Source organism: Brevundimonas sp. (genome assembly GCF_041911375.1).
Lineage (GTDB): Bacteria > Pseudomonadota > Alphaproteobacteria > Caulobacterales > Caulobacteraceae > Brevundimonas.
In genome coordinates, this window is the sequence record NZ_JAYRPA010000012.1 from 1 (window position 1) to 13,630 (window position 13,630).

The 13,630-nt window shown below is 70.3% G+C and carries 14 protein-coding genes; 7 read left to right on the top strand and 7 right to left on the bottom strand.

The window, feature by feature from the left end:
- The coding region (locus ACE3PU_RS01830; RefSeq protein WP_374386047.1) for an ABC transporter permease at positions 1–820 on the top strand (820 nt) is incomplete at its 5' end.
- 3 nt (positions 821–823) lie between these two features.
- Here the strand turns inward: ACE3PU_RS01830 and ACE3PU_RS01835 are convergent.
- From ACE3PU_RS01835 to crtY, 3 genes are read right to left on the bottom strand one after another with little or no spacing between them, the layout of a single operon-like run.
- Positions 824–1,756 carry a phytoene/squalene synthase family protein gene (locus tag ACE3PU_RS01835; protein WP_374386049.1) on the bottom strand — a complete coding sequence of 311 codons (933 nt, stop codon included), beginning with the start codon at positions 1,754–1,756 and terminating at the stop codon, positions 824–826.
- The gene (locus ACE3PU_RS01840) at positions 1,753–3,234 is read right to left on the bottom strand and encodes a phytoene desaturase (protein WP_374386051.1); all 1,482 of its coding nucleotides are present in this window, start codon (positions 3,232–3,234) and stop codon (positions 1,753–1,755) included. The genes ACE3PU_RS01835 and ACE3PU_RS01840 overlap by 4 nt, the downstream gene beginning before the upstream one ends.
- A complete protein-coding gene (gene crtY, locus ACE3PU_RS01845; protein ID WP_374386053.1) occupies positions 3,234–4,400 on the bottom strand; it encodes a lycopene beta-cyclase CrtY in 1,167 nt (388 codons plus the stop codon). Before crtY ends, ACE3PU_RS01840 begins: the two co-directional genes overlap by 1 nt.
- A 79-nt stretch (positions 4,401–4,479) precedes the next feature.
- On the opposite strand from crtY, the gene ACE3PU_RS01850 reads away from it, so the two are divergent.
- Together ACE3PU_RS01850 and ACE3PU_RS01855 are read left to right on the top strand one after the other, a co-directional pair.
- The gene (locus ACE3PU_RS01850; protein WP_374386055.1) at positions 4,480–5,238 is read left to right on the top strand and encodes a fatty acid desaturase; all 759 of its coding nucleotides are present in this window, start codon (positions 4,480–4,482) and stop codon (positions 5,236–5,238) included.
- A gap of 181 nt (positions 5,239–5,419) precedes the next feature.
- Complete coding sequence (locus tag ACE3PU_RS01855) at positions 5,420–5,794, top strand: hypothetical protein (protein WP_374386057.1); 375 nt, start codon at positions 5,420–5,422, stop codon at positions 5,792–5,794.
- 28 nt (positions 5,795–5,822) lie between these two features.
- Here ACE3PU_RS01855 and ACE3PU_RS01860 read toward each other — a convergent pair whose 3' ends face one another.
- Positions 5,823–5,969, bottom strand: coding sequence for a hypothetical protein (locus tag ACE3PU_RS01860; protein ID WP_374386059.1), 147 nt, complete (start codon positions 5,967–5,969; stop codon positions 5,823–5,825).
- A 209-nt stretch (positions 5,970–6,178) separates the two neighbouring features.
- Here ACE3PU_RS01860 and ACE3PU_RS01865 point away from each other — a divergent pair, with 209 nt between their 5' ends.
- The 4 genes from ACE3PU_RS01865 (at position 6,179) to ACE3PU_RS01880 (ending at position 11,124) form a co-directional block, all read left to right on the top strand.
- Entirely contained in the window at positions 6,179–7,810 is a 1,632-nt protein-coding gene (locus tag ACE3PU_RS01865) for a peptide chain release factor 3 (RefSeq protein ID WP_374386062.1), read from the top strand.
- 78 nt (positions 7,811–7,888) lie between these two features.
- Positions 7,889–9,343 (top strand): DUF1570 domain-containing protein, encoded by a 1,455-nt coding sequence (locus ACE3PU_RS01870; RefSeq protein ID WP_374386064.1) that lies wholly within the window; start codon positions 7,889–7,891, stop codon positions 9,341–9,343.
- Between the two features lie 84 nt (positions 9,344–9,427).
- The gene (locus ACE3PU_RS01875; RefSeq protein ID WP_374386066.1) at positions 9,428–9,766 is read left to right on the top strand and encodes a hypothetical protein; all 339 of its coding nucleotides are present in this window, start codon (positions 9,428–9,430) and stop codon (positions 9,764–9,766) included.
- A gap of 122 nt (positions 9,767–9,888) precedes the next feature.
- On the top strand, positions 9,889–11,124 hold the full coding sequence (locus tag ACE3PU_RS01880) for a hypothetical protein (protein WP_374386068.1): 1,236 nt from the start codon (positions 9,889–9,891) through the stop codon (positions 11,122–11,124).
- A gap of 1 nt (position 11,125) precedes the next feature.
- Here the strand turns inward: ACE3PU_RS01880 and ACE3PU_RS01885 are convergent, their stop codons facing one another.
- From ACE3PU_RS01885 to ACE3PU_RS01895, 3 genes are all read right to left on the bottom strand, one after another.
- Entirely contained in the window at positions 11,126–12,355 is a 1,230-nt protein-coding gene (locus ACE3PU_RS01885) for an MFS transporter (protein ID WP_374386070.1), read from the bottom strand.
- Positions 12,356–12,378: 23 nt separating this feature from the next.
- Positions 12,379–13,200, bottom strand: coding sequence for a YmdB family metallophosphoesterase (locus tag ACE3PU_RS01890; RefSeq protein WP_374386073.1), 822 nt, complete (start codon positions 13,198–13,200; stop codon positions 12,379–12,381).
- Positions 13,197–13,630: 5-formyltetrahydrofolate cyclo-ligase (locus ACE3PU_RS01895; protein WP_374386075.1), on the bottom strand; the 434-nt coding region annotated here is incomplete at its 5' end. The genes ACE3PU_RS01890 and ACE3PU_RS01895, both read right to left, overlap by 4 nt.

Consider the following 13,630-nt stretch of genomic DNA (forward strand, 5'->3'; position numbering starts at 1 on the left):
ACTGGAGCGCTCGGTGATCGACGGCCGCGCGGACGCCGGCGTCCTGATCCGCCCTTCCCCGGCGAGCGCGCCTCAGGTGGTGGTGGTGTCCGCGGCCGGTCGCGACGTGGCGGCGGCGGCGCTTCAGGCGCGGCTGGAACCGATGGCGGCGGCGCTGGCGGGTCAGGTCGCGCCGCCGACGGTGCGCGTGGCGACGATGCAGGTCGGGCCGACCGGCGATGTCCAGGCCGCCTACTACGCCGGGGCGGTCAGCGTCATGTTCGTCTTCTTCGCCGCCATGCACGGAGCGATGGGCGGGCTGGACGAGCGGCGGTCGGGCCTGCAGGCGCGGCTGGCCCTGGCGCGGGGCGGACTGGCGCCGATCCTGGGCGGGCGCGCGGGGTGGCTGACGGTCGTGGGGGTGATGCAGACGGCCGCCGTCTTCGCCGCGGCCTGGACGAAACTGCCCCCGCTCGCGCCGTGGCAGGCGGCGGCGGCGGGTGTGACGGCGGCGCTGGTCGGATTTGCAGCGGCGGGGCTGGCGCTGGCGCTGACGGCGGCGTGCCGGTCGCGCGAGCAGGCCCAGCCCCTGACCACCTTCGTCGTGCTGCTGCTGGCGGCCCTGGGCGGCTCCATGGCGCCGCGCTTCCTGATGCCGGAAGCCTTCCGCGCCCTGGGCTGGATCACGCCGCACGCCTGGGCCATCGAGGCCTATCAGGCGACGCTGTGGCGCGGCGAGTTCACCGGCGTCGTGACCGCGGCCTGGTCCGTGCTGGCCGGACTTGGGGTCGCGGGTCTTGCGGTCGCCCTGCTGCTGGAGCGCCGCCGCGCCGCGCGATGACCGTCAGACGTGGGTCCACAGGGCCGGACGCGGCGGCGGGTCGCGCCACGCGTCCAGCGTCTTGCACCACAGGGCGATCAGCCCGCCGCGCCCCAGCAGGACCAGCTTGCCGGCCTTGTCCACCGACGTCCGCCCGTCCCAGGCCGCCGGGCCGGCGCGCGACACGTGGCGGCCAATCGCGCGATAGACGCCCCGCGCCGTGGCGATGGCCCAGGCCGAGCGCGGATTGAGATCGCGCAGGCCCCAGCGGGCGGAGGCGTAGAAAGGCTCCGCCGCCGCGACCAGACGCTGGGCGGTGCGGGCCACGGCGGCGCGATGCTCGGGCGCGGCGACCTGGTCGCGCGGCACGCCGGCCTCGTCCAGCCAGGCGCCCGGCAGATAGACCCGCCCGCCGCGCGCATCCTCGACCACGTCGCGGGCGATGTTGGTCAGCTGGAACGCCAGGCCCAGGTCCTGCGCCCGTCGCAGGGTCGGCGCATCGTCCACCCCCATGATCCGGGCCATCATCACGCCGACCACGCCGGCGACGTGATAGGAATAGTCCAGCGTGTCCTCCAGCGTGTCGTAGCGCCGGCCGATCACGTCCATCTCGAAGCCGTGCAGCAGATCCATGGCCTCGTCGGCCGGGATGCCGTGGCGCGTCGCCACGCGCTGGAAGGCGGTGAAGACCGGATCGGTCTGCGGCTCTCCGGCCAAGGCGGCGGCCGTGCGGGCGCGCAGTTCGTCCAGCTTCTGGCCGGCCAGCACCGGATCGATGCCCACCGCGCCGTGGCCCAGCACCTGGCCGTCGATCTCGTCGTCGCAATGCCGGCACCAGGAATACAGCATCCAGGCGTCGTCCCGAATCGCCGCCGGGAACAGCCGCGCGGCGGCCGCGAAGCTTTTGGAGCCCTGCTCCATCGACTGGCGGCTGTGATCCAGGACGGCGTCGGTCATGCGGTCTGCCTCGCGTCCTCGATCATCAGGCCGGCGGTGGCCTTGGCCGAGCCGACGACGCCCGGAACGCCCGCGCCCGGATGGGTGCCGGCGCCCACGAAATACAGGTTCGGGATCTGGTCGTCGCGATTGTGCACCCGGAAGTAGGCGCTCTGCGTCAGGATCGGCTCCAGCGAGAAGGCCGAGCCCTGGTGCGCGTTCAGCTGGTCGCGGAAATCGACGGGGGTGAAGATGCGGCAGGTGTCGAGGTCCGCCGTCAGGCCCGGAATATAGTGCTCTTCCAGATAGGCCAGGATGCGGTCGCGATAGCGCGGCCCTTCCACCTCCCAGTCGATGTCGGCCGAGGCCAGGTGCGGCACCGGCGCCAGAACGTAGAAGGCGTCGCAGCCCTCGGGCGCCAGGGACGTGTCGGTCCGCGTGGGCGCGTGCAGGTACAGCGAGAAGTCGTCCGGCAGGTCCGGCCCCTTGAAGATCTCGGCGATCAGCTCGCGATAGCGCGGCCCGAACAGCACCGTGTGGTGACGTACCTCGGGGTGGACGCGCTTCAGGCCGAAATAGATGACGAACAGCGACATGGAGTGCCGCTTGGCCGCCAGTCGCGCGCCCTCCTTGCGGCCGCGCGGCTCCTGACCCAGCAGGCGCTGGTAGGTGTGCACCACGTCGGCGTTGGAGGCGACCATGTCGAAGTCCATCGTCTGGCCGTCCACGACCACGCCGGTCGCGCGCCCGTTGGCCATGGTGATCCGCTCGACCGGGCTGTTCAGGCGCACTTCGCCGCCAAGGTCCTGCAGCAGTCGCACCATGCCCTGGATCAGGGCGCCGGTGCCGCCGCGCGGGAACCACACGCCCCAACGCCGCTCCAGCGCGTGGATCAGGGCGTAGATCGACGAGGTGGCGAACGGATTGCCGCCGACCAGCAGGGAGTGGAAGCTGAACGCCTGGCGCAGGTGCTCGTCCTGAATATAGCCGGCCACCTTGTCGTAGACCGACCGCCAGGCCTGCAGCCGCATCAGCTCGGGCGCCGCCTTGACCATGCTGGCGAAGTCCAGGAACGGCACGGCCCCCAGCTTCAGATAGCCTTCCTTCAGCAGGTCCTGCGAATAGGCCAGGAACTTGCGATAGCCTTCCTTGTCGGCCGGATTGCGAGCCACGATCTGGCGATCCAGCTCGTCCTGGTCGTTGACGTAGTCGAAGACGTCGCCGTCTTCCCAGCACAGTCGATAGAAGGGCGCGACGGGCAGGAGCTCGACATAGTCTGACAGCTTGCGCCCGCTGGCCTCGAACAGCTCTTCCAGGGCCGAGGGGTCGGTGATGACCGTGGGGCCGGCGTCGAAGGTGTAGCCCTTGTCCTGATAGACGTAGGCGCGGCCGCCGGCCTTGTCGCGCGCCTCGAAGACGGTGGTCTGAATGCCCGCCGACTGCAGGCGGATGGCCAACGACAGCCCCCCGAAACCCGATCCGATCACCGCAGCCCGCATCACGCACGTCCCTTTTCGATCAGGCAGGTCAGCGCGGCGCCCAGCGGCACCGGCGGCTTGCCGCTGAGAATCCGAGCCTTGTCGCCCAGCGTCGATCCAGCCGCATAGAAGCGCTCGATCAGCGGCTGGGGCAGACGATAGAACCGCTCCAGCACCTTGTAACGCTGTTGCGGCTTCGCAGCGCGAAACAGCATGCGATTCAGCAGCCGATAAAACCCTCGTCCCGCCCATACGTCGCTCGCATGGCGGTGGATGTCGGCGGCCAGGGTCGCGAGCTGCAAATCATCCGCCAGTCGATCCGCCAGTCGAACCGCGTCGGGCAGGGAGTAGCCGGTGGTGGGGTGGAACAGGCCCGCGCGCAGTCCGCTCTGGGCCGCGGTCCCCATGCTCGCCAGATGCGCGGCGATGTCGCCGTCCAGGGCCACGGGCAGAACGCCCTCCTCCTCGCGCAACACCGCATCGACGACCCAGCCCTGCCGCGCCGCGTAATCCAGAACGCCCTGCCGGAAGGCGTCACGATCCAGCTCGGCCCCGTCGGTGTAGCGGGTGTCCTCGATCAACAGGGTCCGCTCGTCGAACGGCAGGGTGTAGAGAAAGCGATAGCCGCCGGCCTGATCGACGCGGGCGTCCATGACGATGGGCGCGGTCAATCCGTGCGGCGCGGCCAGCCGCACCTCCAGGCCGACGAACTTCTGGAACCCCAGGGCCAGATCCGGGGCGGCCGCCGGCCCTCGCCCGTCGATCACCGCCCGGGCCGTCAGCCGCCGGCCGTCGGCCAGAATCGCCTCGGTGGGCGACACGGACAGAACCGGCGCGCCGAGCGTGATCCGTCCCGGCAAGGCCGCGCCCACCACCGCCGCGAACCGCTCCGCCGTCACGCTGCAATAGCCGGTGGAAAGGCTGCGGACGAACTGGGGGAACCGAACCTCGTAGCCGGGCCAGCGATGACAGACCAACGGCGCGATCCAGGCGTTCTGCGCCGCCGTCAGGTCGCTTTCGAAGAAAGACCAGGTGTGAACGCCGCCCAGGCTGTCCGCCGCCTCGACGATGCGCACGTCCAGCTCCGGACGGGTCTGCGACAGCCTCAGGGCCAGCAGGCCATTGGCGAGGCCGCCGCCGATCAGGAGGAGATCAGGCCCGGAAGTGTCAAAGGCGTCGGCCTGCATCCGCGACAGGTGACACGAGGCGACGCGCGCGGCAAGCGAACAGGGTGCTTGCGCGCGCCCAGTGCGCTAGTGTCGCGCCATGTCCGCCGCGTCTTCTGAGCCCCGGATCACGCCGAACCAGACCCTGATCGGTCTGTCGCTCGCGCTGATGATCATGACGGCCTGGCTCGCCGTGCACGTCTACGGCGTCTACTGGCATCGCTGGACCGCCTGGAGCCTGCTGATCGCGCCGGTGCTGATCGCGCTCCAGACCTGGCTGTCCGTCGGACTGTTCATCGTCGCCCACGACGCCATGCATGGATCGCTGGCCCCGGGGAGGCCGCGCCTCAATGCGGCGACAGGGACGGTGGCGCTGGCGCTCTACGCCGGATTTCGCTTCGGACGTCTGAACATCGCGCATCACGCCCACCACGCCGCGCCCGGGACCGAGCGCGACCCCGACTTTCACGCCGCCGCGCCTCGCCGCTTCCTGCCCTGGTTTCACGGCTTCTTCCGCACCTATTTCGGCTGGCGCGAAATGGCCGTGCTGACGTCGCTGGTCGTGATCGCCCTTTTCGGTCTGGGCGCCGACGTACGAAACCTTCTGGCGTTCTGGGCCGCCCCGGCGCTTCTGTCGGCGCTCCAGCTCTTCACCTTCGGCACCTGGCTGCCTCATCGCCAGACGGACGATCCCTTCGCGGACCACCACAATGCGCGCAGCAGCTCCTTCGGCCCCCTGCTCTCGCTGCTGACCTGCTTTCACTTCGGCCGCCATCACGAACATCACCTGACGCCGTGGAAGCCCTGGTGGCGGCTGTCCCGGACCAGCCAGCCGAGCGGGCGCCCGTCACAGCCATAAAGCTGCGCGGCGTCAGAGGGCGCGCCACCTGGACGTGTTCGAAATCCCGGCGGCGGCCAAGTCGGCGGGGCGCCTGTCGGTGAGATTCGCTTAACCGCGTCCGTGAACCGGACTGCAAGCGGCGACCGCTAGGGTGGGTGACAGGACGACCTCGCGTCCGGCCTGTTCGAGCGTTTCGCCCATGCTGTTTCTTCTGAACGACGTCATGTTCGACCTGGACGAGGCCTGCCCGGCCACGCCCGCCGACGCGCGTCATTTCGAGCAGCTGGGCTTCGACTATGTGCTGGAGCTGGGTTGCGAGCTGTTCGCCGAGGATCCCCTGCTTCACCGCAACGATCCGGCGCGTGCGCGTCGCCTCGCCTGGCTGATCGCCCACCGCAGCCCGGACGTGAACGCCGCCCTGTTCGCCGCGCCCGAGGCCGGCTGCCAGCCGGACCTGGTCGAGCCGCGGTTCTGCGCCCTGCCGGAAGCGGTCATGCGGCAGTTGCAGACCAAGGGCCGTCGCCTCGACGCGATCGCCGCCGACCGCGCGGTCTGGAATCGCCTGGCGGCCTGAGGCGGCCCGCCCGCGCCCCGAGCCTCGTCTAGAAGATCGTGTTGAACACGACGTGGACCAGGGTGGCCACGCCGACAATGAAACCGAATCCGACAAGCAGCCCCAGCGCGGGGTGAAGCGGAGCCCGTTCGCGCTCGAGGTGAGCGATGCGGTCTTCAGGATGGATCACTGCCATCGTCTTTTCCTTTCCCTTCGCGGAGGGGCCGGCTCTGACGGTCGGATGGTCTCCGCTATGGCACAATGACTCGAATTTCCCTCGGTTGCGAGGGGTTATTTGCCGGAAGCACTATTTGCCCCGGAACCGCCGAGCCTGAGCCGGCGGACGACGCGTAAAGGTGACTTTCGACGCCGGGCGCGGTAGTCCCCCGCGCCCGAGGACCCATCATGTCGAAACTGACCCTGCCCGAGGAGGCCGGCCGCCGCCGGACCTTCGCCATCATCGCCCACCCGGATGCGGGCAAGACGACCCTGACCGAGCATATCCTGCTGGCGGGCGGCGCCATTCGTGCGGCCGGCGCCGTCCGGGCCCGCGGCGAGAACCGGCGGACGCGCTCGGACTGGATGAAGATCGAGAAGGAACGCGGCATCTCCGTCAGCGCCTCGGTCATGACGTTCGAGCACGACGGCAAGATGTTCAACCTCTTGGACACGCCGGGGCACGAGGACTTCTCGGAAGACACCTATCGCACGCTCACGGCCGCCGACTGCGCCATCATGGTGCTGGACGCCGCCAAGGGGATCGAGCCGCAGACGCTGAAGCTGTTCGAGGTCTGCCGCCTGCGCGACATCCCGATCATCACCTTCATCAACAAGCTGGACCGAGAGGCGCAGGACCCGATGGCCCTGCTGGACGACATCGCGTCGCGGCTGCAGCTGGACCCGGCCCCCATCTGGTGGCCGGCCGAGAGCGGCAACCGGCTGCGCGGCATGGTCGAGATCGGCACGGGGCGTTTCCAGCCCTACACCCGCAAGGTCCCCGGCGCGGACGAGGATCCGGGCCACCCCGAAGCCCTGCCGCTGGACCAGGCGGCGCGCTACTTCGAAGCGGGCGAGCAAGACGCCTTGGCCGAGGCCGTCGAACTGGTGGAGGGCGGCTATCCGGCGTTCGACCGGCAGTCCTTCCTGGAAGGCCACATGACCCCGGTCCTGTGGGGTTCGGCGCTGCGCCACTTCGGCATCGACGAGCTGCTGAAGGCCATCGGCGACTGGGCCCCCGCGCCCAAGGTGATGAAGGCCAGGAAGGAGTCGCCGCCCGAGACCCGCAACGCCCCTGCCCCCGTCGAAACGACGGTCGAGCCCGGCGCGGACGAAGTCACCGGCTTCGTCTTCAAGGTGCAGGCGAACATGGACCCCAACCACCGGGACCGGATCGCGATGTTCCGGATGGCGTCGGGCGCCTTCCGACGCGGAATGAAGCTGAAGGTGCAGAACACCGGCAAGTCGCTGTCGGTGAACGCCCCCATCATGTTCTTCGCCTCCGACCGGGAACTGGCGGACGACGCCTTCGCCGGCGACGTGATCGGCATCCCGAACCACGGCGTGCTGCGGGTGGGCGACAGCCTGTCGGAAAGCGGCATGATCCGTTTCGCCGGCCTGCCCAACTTCGCGCCCGAAATCCTGCAGCGCGTACGGGTGAAGGATCCGCTCAAGGCCAAGCACCTGAAGAAGGCGCTGGAGGGCCTGGCCGAGGAAGGCGTGACCCAGTTGTTCCGGCCAGAGCTGGGCTCGGACTTCATCGTGGGTGCGGTGGGGCAACTGCAGTTCGAGGTGATGGCCGATCGCCTGGGCGAGGAATACGGCCTGGACGTCGTCTTTGAACCCAGCCCCTACGCCGAGGCGCGCTGGGTGGGCGGCGACAAGGCGGACCTGGACGACTTTGCCGGCAAGTACCGCCCGCAGATGGCCGTGGACATCGACCAGAATCCGGTTTTCCTGGCCAAGTCGAGTTGGGAGACCGGCTATGTCGGCGAACGCTTCCCCAAGATCGCCTTCACCAAGACCAAGGAACGCGGCTAGCGCACGGCGCAGATGTCGCGTTGCGGTTGTCACATCCGCCTTCTAAGCATGACCGATCGCGATCGCGGAGGATGTGGCGTGAGGCTTTGGGCGAGCGGACTGGCGGCAGCGGCCGTGATGGTTTCGGGGACGCCGGCGTCCGCCGAATGGCTGCGCGCCGAAACGGACAACTTCGTGGTCTATGGCGAGGGCCGTCAGGACGACCTTCGCCGGCACGCAGAAAGTCTGGAGCATTTCGACGCCCTGATGCGCCGGCAGTTCGGGATCGGGCCCGCCGAGGGTGCGCGCAAGCTGCCGGTCTATCTGGTGCACACGCGCAGCGAACTGCGCGAGATTCACCCTGGACTGCCTGAAACGGCCGCGGGGTTTTATTCCGCCGGCGAGATCGACGTCTATTCGGCGCTGAACCGGCGCGGCGGCGACGACGTGCTGCTTCACGAATACGCCCACCACTTCATGTATCAGAACTTCCCTGGGGCCTATCCTGGCTGGTTCGTCGAAGGGTTCGCGGAGTTCTTCATGACGGCGACGGTCGAGAACGCCGACGCCGTCAAGGTCGGCTATTTCAACCAGAACCGCCTGAACGTGCTGAACCACGTCGCCTGGATTCCGATGGAGACGCTGCTGACCGCGCATCCCCGGCAACTGCAGCAGCGGTATGAACGCGCGGCCTTCTATTCGCAGTCATGGCTGCTGACCCACTACATGCTGACCGATCCGGAGCGGCGGCGTGGCCTGGACGCCTATCTGGCGGCGGTGGGACGCGGCGCGCCCGAGGCCGAGGCGCTGAAAACCCACCTGGGGCACGACTACGCCAGCCTGGAAGCCGCGCTGCGCGCCTATCTGCGCGGCCGCATGGGTTATGCCGAGGTCGACCTGTCCGACGTGCATCCGGACATACGTTTCGAGAGCCTGCCAGCCAGCGCCGACAGGCTGTTGTTCGACAGCCTGACGATCCGCTATCCCAAATCGGCAGAGGAAGTCCGAACCCTGCTGCCGCGCGTGCGGGCGGGCGCCGCCCGTTTCCCCGACGATCCGCTGGCGTTGACGACCCTGGCGCGCGCCGAGTTCCGCTGGGGCGATGCGGAGGCCGGCGAAGCGGCGCTGTCCAGGGCGCTTTCGGTCGCCCCCGCCGACGCAGAGGCGCTGCAGCTGGCGGCGAGCCGACGCATAACGCAGAGCGAGGGGGCGACCGACGACGCCGCGCGTCTGACGCTGGTGAACGAGGCGAGAGGCTATCTGGCGCGCGCGCTGGAAACCGCGCCGACCGACTATCGCATCTATCTGGCCCTGGCGCGCACCCGGCGCGGCGCGACCGGATACCCGACCGAGAACGACCTGCAGACCTGGCGGCTGGCGACGGCCTATGCGCCGCAGGTCATGAGCATCCGGCGGGAGGCCGCGCAGGCGCTGACCGAGGGCGGCAGGCCGGACGAGGCCCGATCGCTGCTCCAGTCCGTCGCCAACGACCCGCACTCGGAACCGCAGACCGCGCCCCCGCAGACCACGCCGCAATCGTCCGACGCGTCCTGAGCGCCGCGCGCGCAAATTCCCTTTCCCTGTCGGGGCGAAGGCGCCATCGTTCGGCCCATTGGGCGCCTTAGCGCCGGAGGCGTCATGGGTTTGTCCTCTGCCATCGCCGTCGCCGTCCTCCTCGCCCAGAACACGGGCGGGCTGGTCTCCTATGAGGAGGCGGTGCGATGCGCCGGGCTGACGCAGGCGGCGTCCGAGCTGGAAGGCGGCGAGAGCCGCGAGGGACGGGCCCTGTACGACGCCGCCCTGTACTGGTCGCTGGCGGCGATGCGGGCCGGAACGGCGGCGGGAAAGACTCCGCGGGCAGCCGAGGCGGACCAGACGCGCGCGCGGATCGAAGGCGTGCGTGAGCTCAGCGCGGGTACGCCGGCGTCGCGCGCGGCCCTGCAGCGCTGCCGTGAACGGGCGCCCGACCTGGGCTGAAGGCGGGTCTGGCGAGAACCTGGGGAAAAGCCGAGGCGAACCGGACAGACGGCGTCGCGTTTGCTTGGGACACCGCAGGGGCGCAACCTTCGTCCCGAACCGGGAATACAGACGAGTCGCCCATGTTCGAGTTCGGCCGAGATCTTCGCAAACTGTTCGACAAGGCCCGTGAAACCGAGGACCTGGGGTGGGTCGAGCTGATCGGCGTGGATCTGCTTCACGCCGAGGCGCGGCGCGAATCCGTCGACGCCGGGCGCGTCTCCTGCCGTCGTCCGTTCGAGACCGAGCGAAGGGCCGGCGGCCTGTGGCGCGAGCACGCCCGCCGCACCGGCGCCGCCGACAGCCTGGACCGGGCCGACCGCGCGGCGGAAAGCCTGGGCCGCCTGGCCGGGTCGGACGACCAGCGCGTCCTGGCCGGGGTGGACCGGGCCCTGACGCTGACGCTGCGCTTCGACCTCTGCGGCGACCCCCGCCGACTTCATCAAGCGCTGCAGGCGCTGGCCTCGGTCGGTCCGGCGCGACGCGGTTGGGTGGCGGCGGAAGCGGCCGTCGCCGAGGCCCTGGTCAAGGCGCGGTTGGCGCGACTGTCCGGCGATCCAGAAGAGATGCACACCGCCGCCGGCCTGCTGGGCGGGGCGGTTCAGGCCGCCGCCGCCCGGGGCCTTGCCTGCGCGGACGATCTGAGGCTGGAGCGCGCCGCCCTGGCGCTGGAAGCGGGCGTGATCCAGCGGGACGGCCGACTGCTGGACCAGGCGGGACGGGATCTCAGCGCCCTGGCCGAGGTGTTCACGCCCGAGCGACGGCCGTTGAGCCGCGCGCGCGTGCTGAGCCTTTGCGGCGCCGGGCTTTCGGCGCTTGCGGCCGCAGCGCGTCATCCGGAGGCCCAGGCGCAAGGTCGGACGATGTTCCGCGCCGCCGCCGAACAGTTCACGCCGGACCACAGCCCGCTGGACTGGGCGGCGATTCAGGTGGCGCGGTCGGGCGAGGCGGATGCGCCGCTGATGCCGCTGATCCAGGCCGAAGCGCTGACGCAGGGCCAGGGCCTGGTGCTGGGCGCCCTGGCGCGCGAGCGTCGGCTGGCGCGGGAGATCGCGCTGGCGGCCGATGTCGGCGACCGCGCCGGGTTGGATCAGATCGAGGCGCGCCTGCGCGAACGACTGCCGCGCTCGGGCGCGGCGCCGCTGGACTGGGCGGCGGACCAGTTGGGCATGGCGCGCCTGGGGCTGGCGCGACGCGCGCTGGGCGGCAGCGAGCCCGTCGCCCTGCATCTTGTCCTGACCGAGGTCGAGGCGGCGGCCGTCGAGATGGGGGCCCCGGCCCTGGCCGCCCGGGCGATCGAACTGCGCGCCCAGGCCTAGCTCAGCGTCGCCTGACGCCGAGGAACAAGGCCGCGCCCAGCAGGAACACGGCCGTGGACAGCCATAGCACCGGCCGGTATCCGCCCGAAAACAGCGCCAGCGTCCCCAGCGACAGCAGCGGCGCCCAGGCCTGAGGCAGGGCCGCGGCCAGATTGATCAGGCCCAGGTCCCCGCCCTTGCGATCGCGCGCCGGCAGGGCGTCGACCATCAGCCCCGTCTCGACCGCGTAATAGACCCCCGTGCCCAGGCCGTGGATGGCGAAGGCCAGCACGACCCAGGGCCATGCGGACGCGACCGCCAGCAGACCGCCGCCGACGGCCAGGATGAGGGCGCCACCGACCGCCAGATCGCGACGACGGCCCAGCCGCCCGCCCGCCAGCGCCACCACCAGCGACACGCCCAGCACAAGCCCGAAGGACACGCCGGTCAGCAGGGCCAGCCCCATCTCCGGCGGCGCGCCGTACCGCGCCTGGAAATCGGTTTCGGCGGCGATGAAATACAGCAGGTAGATGCTGCCCGTGACGAAGCCGGTCGTCATCGCGGCGCGTCCCAGCCAGACCAGGACGAAGTCGCGGTGCGCGAACGGGCCGAGGACCGAAGCGGACGGCGGGGCGCTGTCCGAAGGCGCGGCCGTATAGTTGATCGATGGTCGATCGCCTGCTCTCGCGACGAAAGGCAGGACGCCGACGACCAGCACGAGGGCCAGGGCGCCGTACCGGGCCCAGTCCTGCGCCAGCCATCCGCCGACCAGGGCCGCGCCGATCATGTTGGCCAGCGGATAGCCCATGCCCATCACCGCCGACAGCCGCGCCCGCGCATGGGCAGGAACCCGATCCGCGAACAGGGCCAGCAGCGCCGCCAACAGGGCGTTGAAGGCCGCCTGGAACAGCACGACGCCCAGGGCCAGCGCCAGGCCGGACGAGGCGGTGGCGATCACGCCGTAGGAGGCCAGCACGCCCACGACGCCGCCCGCCATCCAAGGCCGCCTGCGGCCCAGGCGTGACCGCGTTCGATCGCTGAACACCCCGACCAGCACGTTGGACCCGGCGGCCATGATCGCGCCCCAGAACAGGGCTGTGCTCAGGATCTGTTCCTTGGCGGCGGGGTCGATCGCCTCCGCCCGCAGGGGCACGAGCATTCCCAACAGCGGCGCCATGGCGATGAAGGCCGCCAGATAGGCGACGCCCAGCCCGACCATGAACCCCCGCGACGGCGCCTCATCCCGTCCCATGGCCCCTCCCCGCGCCGTCGCCGTCAGACGACGGGCACGGCCTGGCTCAATCGGCCGCCGACGCGGATCGGCTCCACGCGCGTCGCCAGGCCGGTGCGGTCGTCGGTCTCGACGAAGACGCCGCACACGGTCGCCGGTCCAGAGGCGGGCGTGTAGCGTCCGCCGGAGATGCGGGTAGTGAAGCGGCGCAGCGGCTCTTCCTTCTCGTTGCCGATGACGCTGTCGTAGTCGCAGCAGCCGCCGGCGTCGGTCTGATAGGCCGTGCCCCCGGGCAGGATCTGGCAGTCGGCGGTCGGGACGTGGGTATGGGTGCCCACCACCAGCGAAGCGCGTCCGTCGCAGAAGTGCCCCATGGCCATCTTCTCGCTCGTCGCCTCGCAGTGCATGTCGACGATCACGGCGTCCGCGACGGCGCCCAGGGGGGCGGCGGCCAGTTCACGCTCCACCGCGCCGAAGGGGTCGTCCATCGGGTCCATGTGCACCCGGCCCAGCACATTCATGACCAGCACGGTGCGGCCGCTGTGCGTTTCGAACAGATTGGCCCCGGCGCCCGGCGCATCCATCAGGCGCGGATAGTTGGCCGGCCGGATCAGGCGCGGTTCGCGCACGATATAGGTCAGGGCCTCGCGCTGGTCCCAGCTGTGGTTGCCCAGCGTCAGGCAGTCGGCGCCCGCCATGAACAGCTCGCGCGCCGTGTTCTCGGTGATGCCGAACCCGCCCGCCGCGTTCTCGGCGTTCACCACCACGAAGTCGAGCTTCAGGTCGCGTTTCAGGCCCGGAAGATGGTCGCTGATCCCGTCACGGCCGGACTTGCCGATGACGTCGCCGAAGAATGCCAGTCTCATTCGAAAGCCGTATAGCCGGTCTCGGCCAGAACGCCATGCAGGCGGATGTCGTGATCCTCGAGATCCAGACGCGGGGCCTGTTGTCCGGCGTAGGCGAAGCCGATGCGGATCGCGTCAGGACGGGCGGCGAAGGTGCGGTCATAATATCCCCCGCCCTGCCCCAGCCGGCCGCCGGCGGCGTCGAAGGCGAGCAGTGGCGTGACGATCACGTCCGGCTCCAGCACCTCGGCCAGCGGCAATGGCGCGGGACAGCCGGCGACGTCCAGTTCCAGCGGCTCGCCCGGCGACCAGGCGCGGAAGATCATCGGCGCGTCCCGCTGCAACACCACCGGCAGGCACAGGCGCCGCCCGGCGCGCGCCAGCGCCAGGGCCAGGGCGTCGGTGTCGAGCTCGGACCCCATGGCGCGATACAGGGCCACGACAGCGCCGG

What these genes read in the sequence shown, in the direction of transcription:
- crtY (WP_374386053.1), bottom strand. Translation starts at nt 4,400, where the DNA reads ATGCAGGCCGACGCCTTTGACACTTCCGGGCCTGATCTCCTCCTGATC.
- ACE3PU_RS01890 (WP_374386073.1), bottom strand. Translation starts at nt 13,200, where the DNA reads ATGAGACTGGCATTCTTCGGCGACGTCATCGGCAAGTCCGGCCGTGAC.
- ACE3PU_RS01855 (WP_374386057.1), top strand. Translation starts at nt 5,420, where the DNA reads ATGCTGTTTCTTCTGAACGACGTCATGTTCGACCTGGACGAGGCCTGC.
- ACE3PU_RS01850 (WP_374386055.1), top strand. Translation starts at nt 4,480, where the DNA reads ATGTCCGCCGCGTCTTCTGAGCCCCGGATCACGCCGAACCAGACCCTG.
- ACE3PU_RS01840 (WP_374386051.1), bottom strand. Translation starts at nt 3,234, where the DNA reads ATGCGGGCTGCGGTGATCGGATCGGGTTTCGGGGGGCTGTCGTTGGCC.
- ACE3PU_RS01835 (WP_374386049.1), bottom strand. Translation starts at nt 1,756, where the DNA reads ATGACCGACGCCGTCCTGGATCACAGCCGCCAGTCGATGGAGCAGGGC.
- ACE3PU_RS01885 (WP_374386070.1), bottom strand. Translation starts at nt 12,355, where the DNA reads ATGGGACGGGATGAGGCGCCGTCGCGGGGGTTCATGGTCGGGCTGGGC.
- ACE3PU_RS01880 (WP_374386068.1), top strand. Translation starts at nt 9,889, where the DNA reads ATGTTCGAGTTCGGCCGAGATCTTCGCAAACTGTTCGACAAGGCCCGT.
- ACE3PU_RS01860 (WP_374386059.1), bottom strand. Translation starts at nt 5,969, where the DNA reads ATGGCAGTGATCCATCCTGAAGACCGCATCGCTCACCTCGAGCGCGAA.
- ACE3PU_RS01865 (WP_374386062.1), top strand. Translation starts at nt 6,179, where the DNA reads ATGTCGAAACTGACCCTGCCCGAGGAGGCCGGCCGCCGCCGGACCTTC.
- ACE3PU_RS01875 (WP_374386066.1), top strand. Translation starts at nt 9,428, where the DNA reads ATGGGTTTGTCCTCTGCCATCGCCGTCGCCGTCCTCCTCGCCCAGAAC.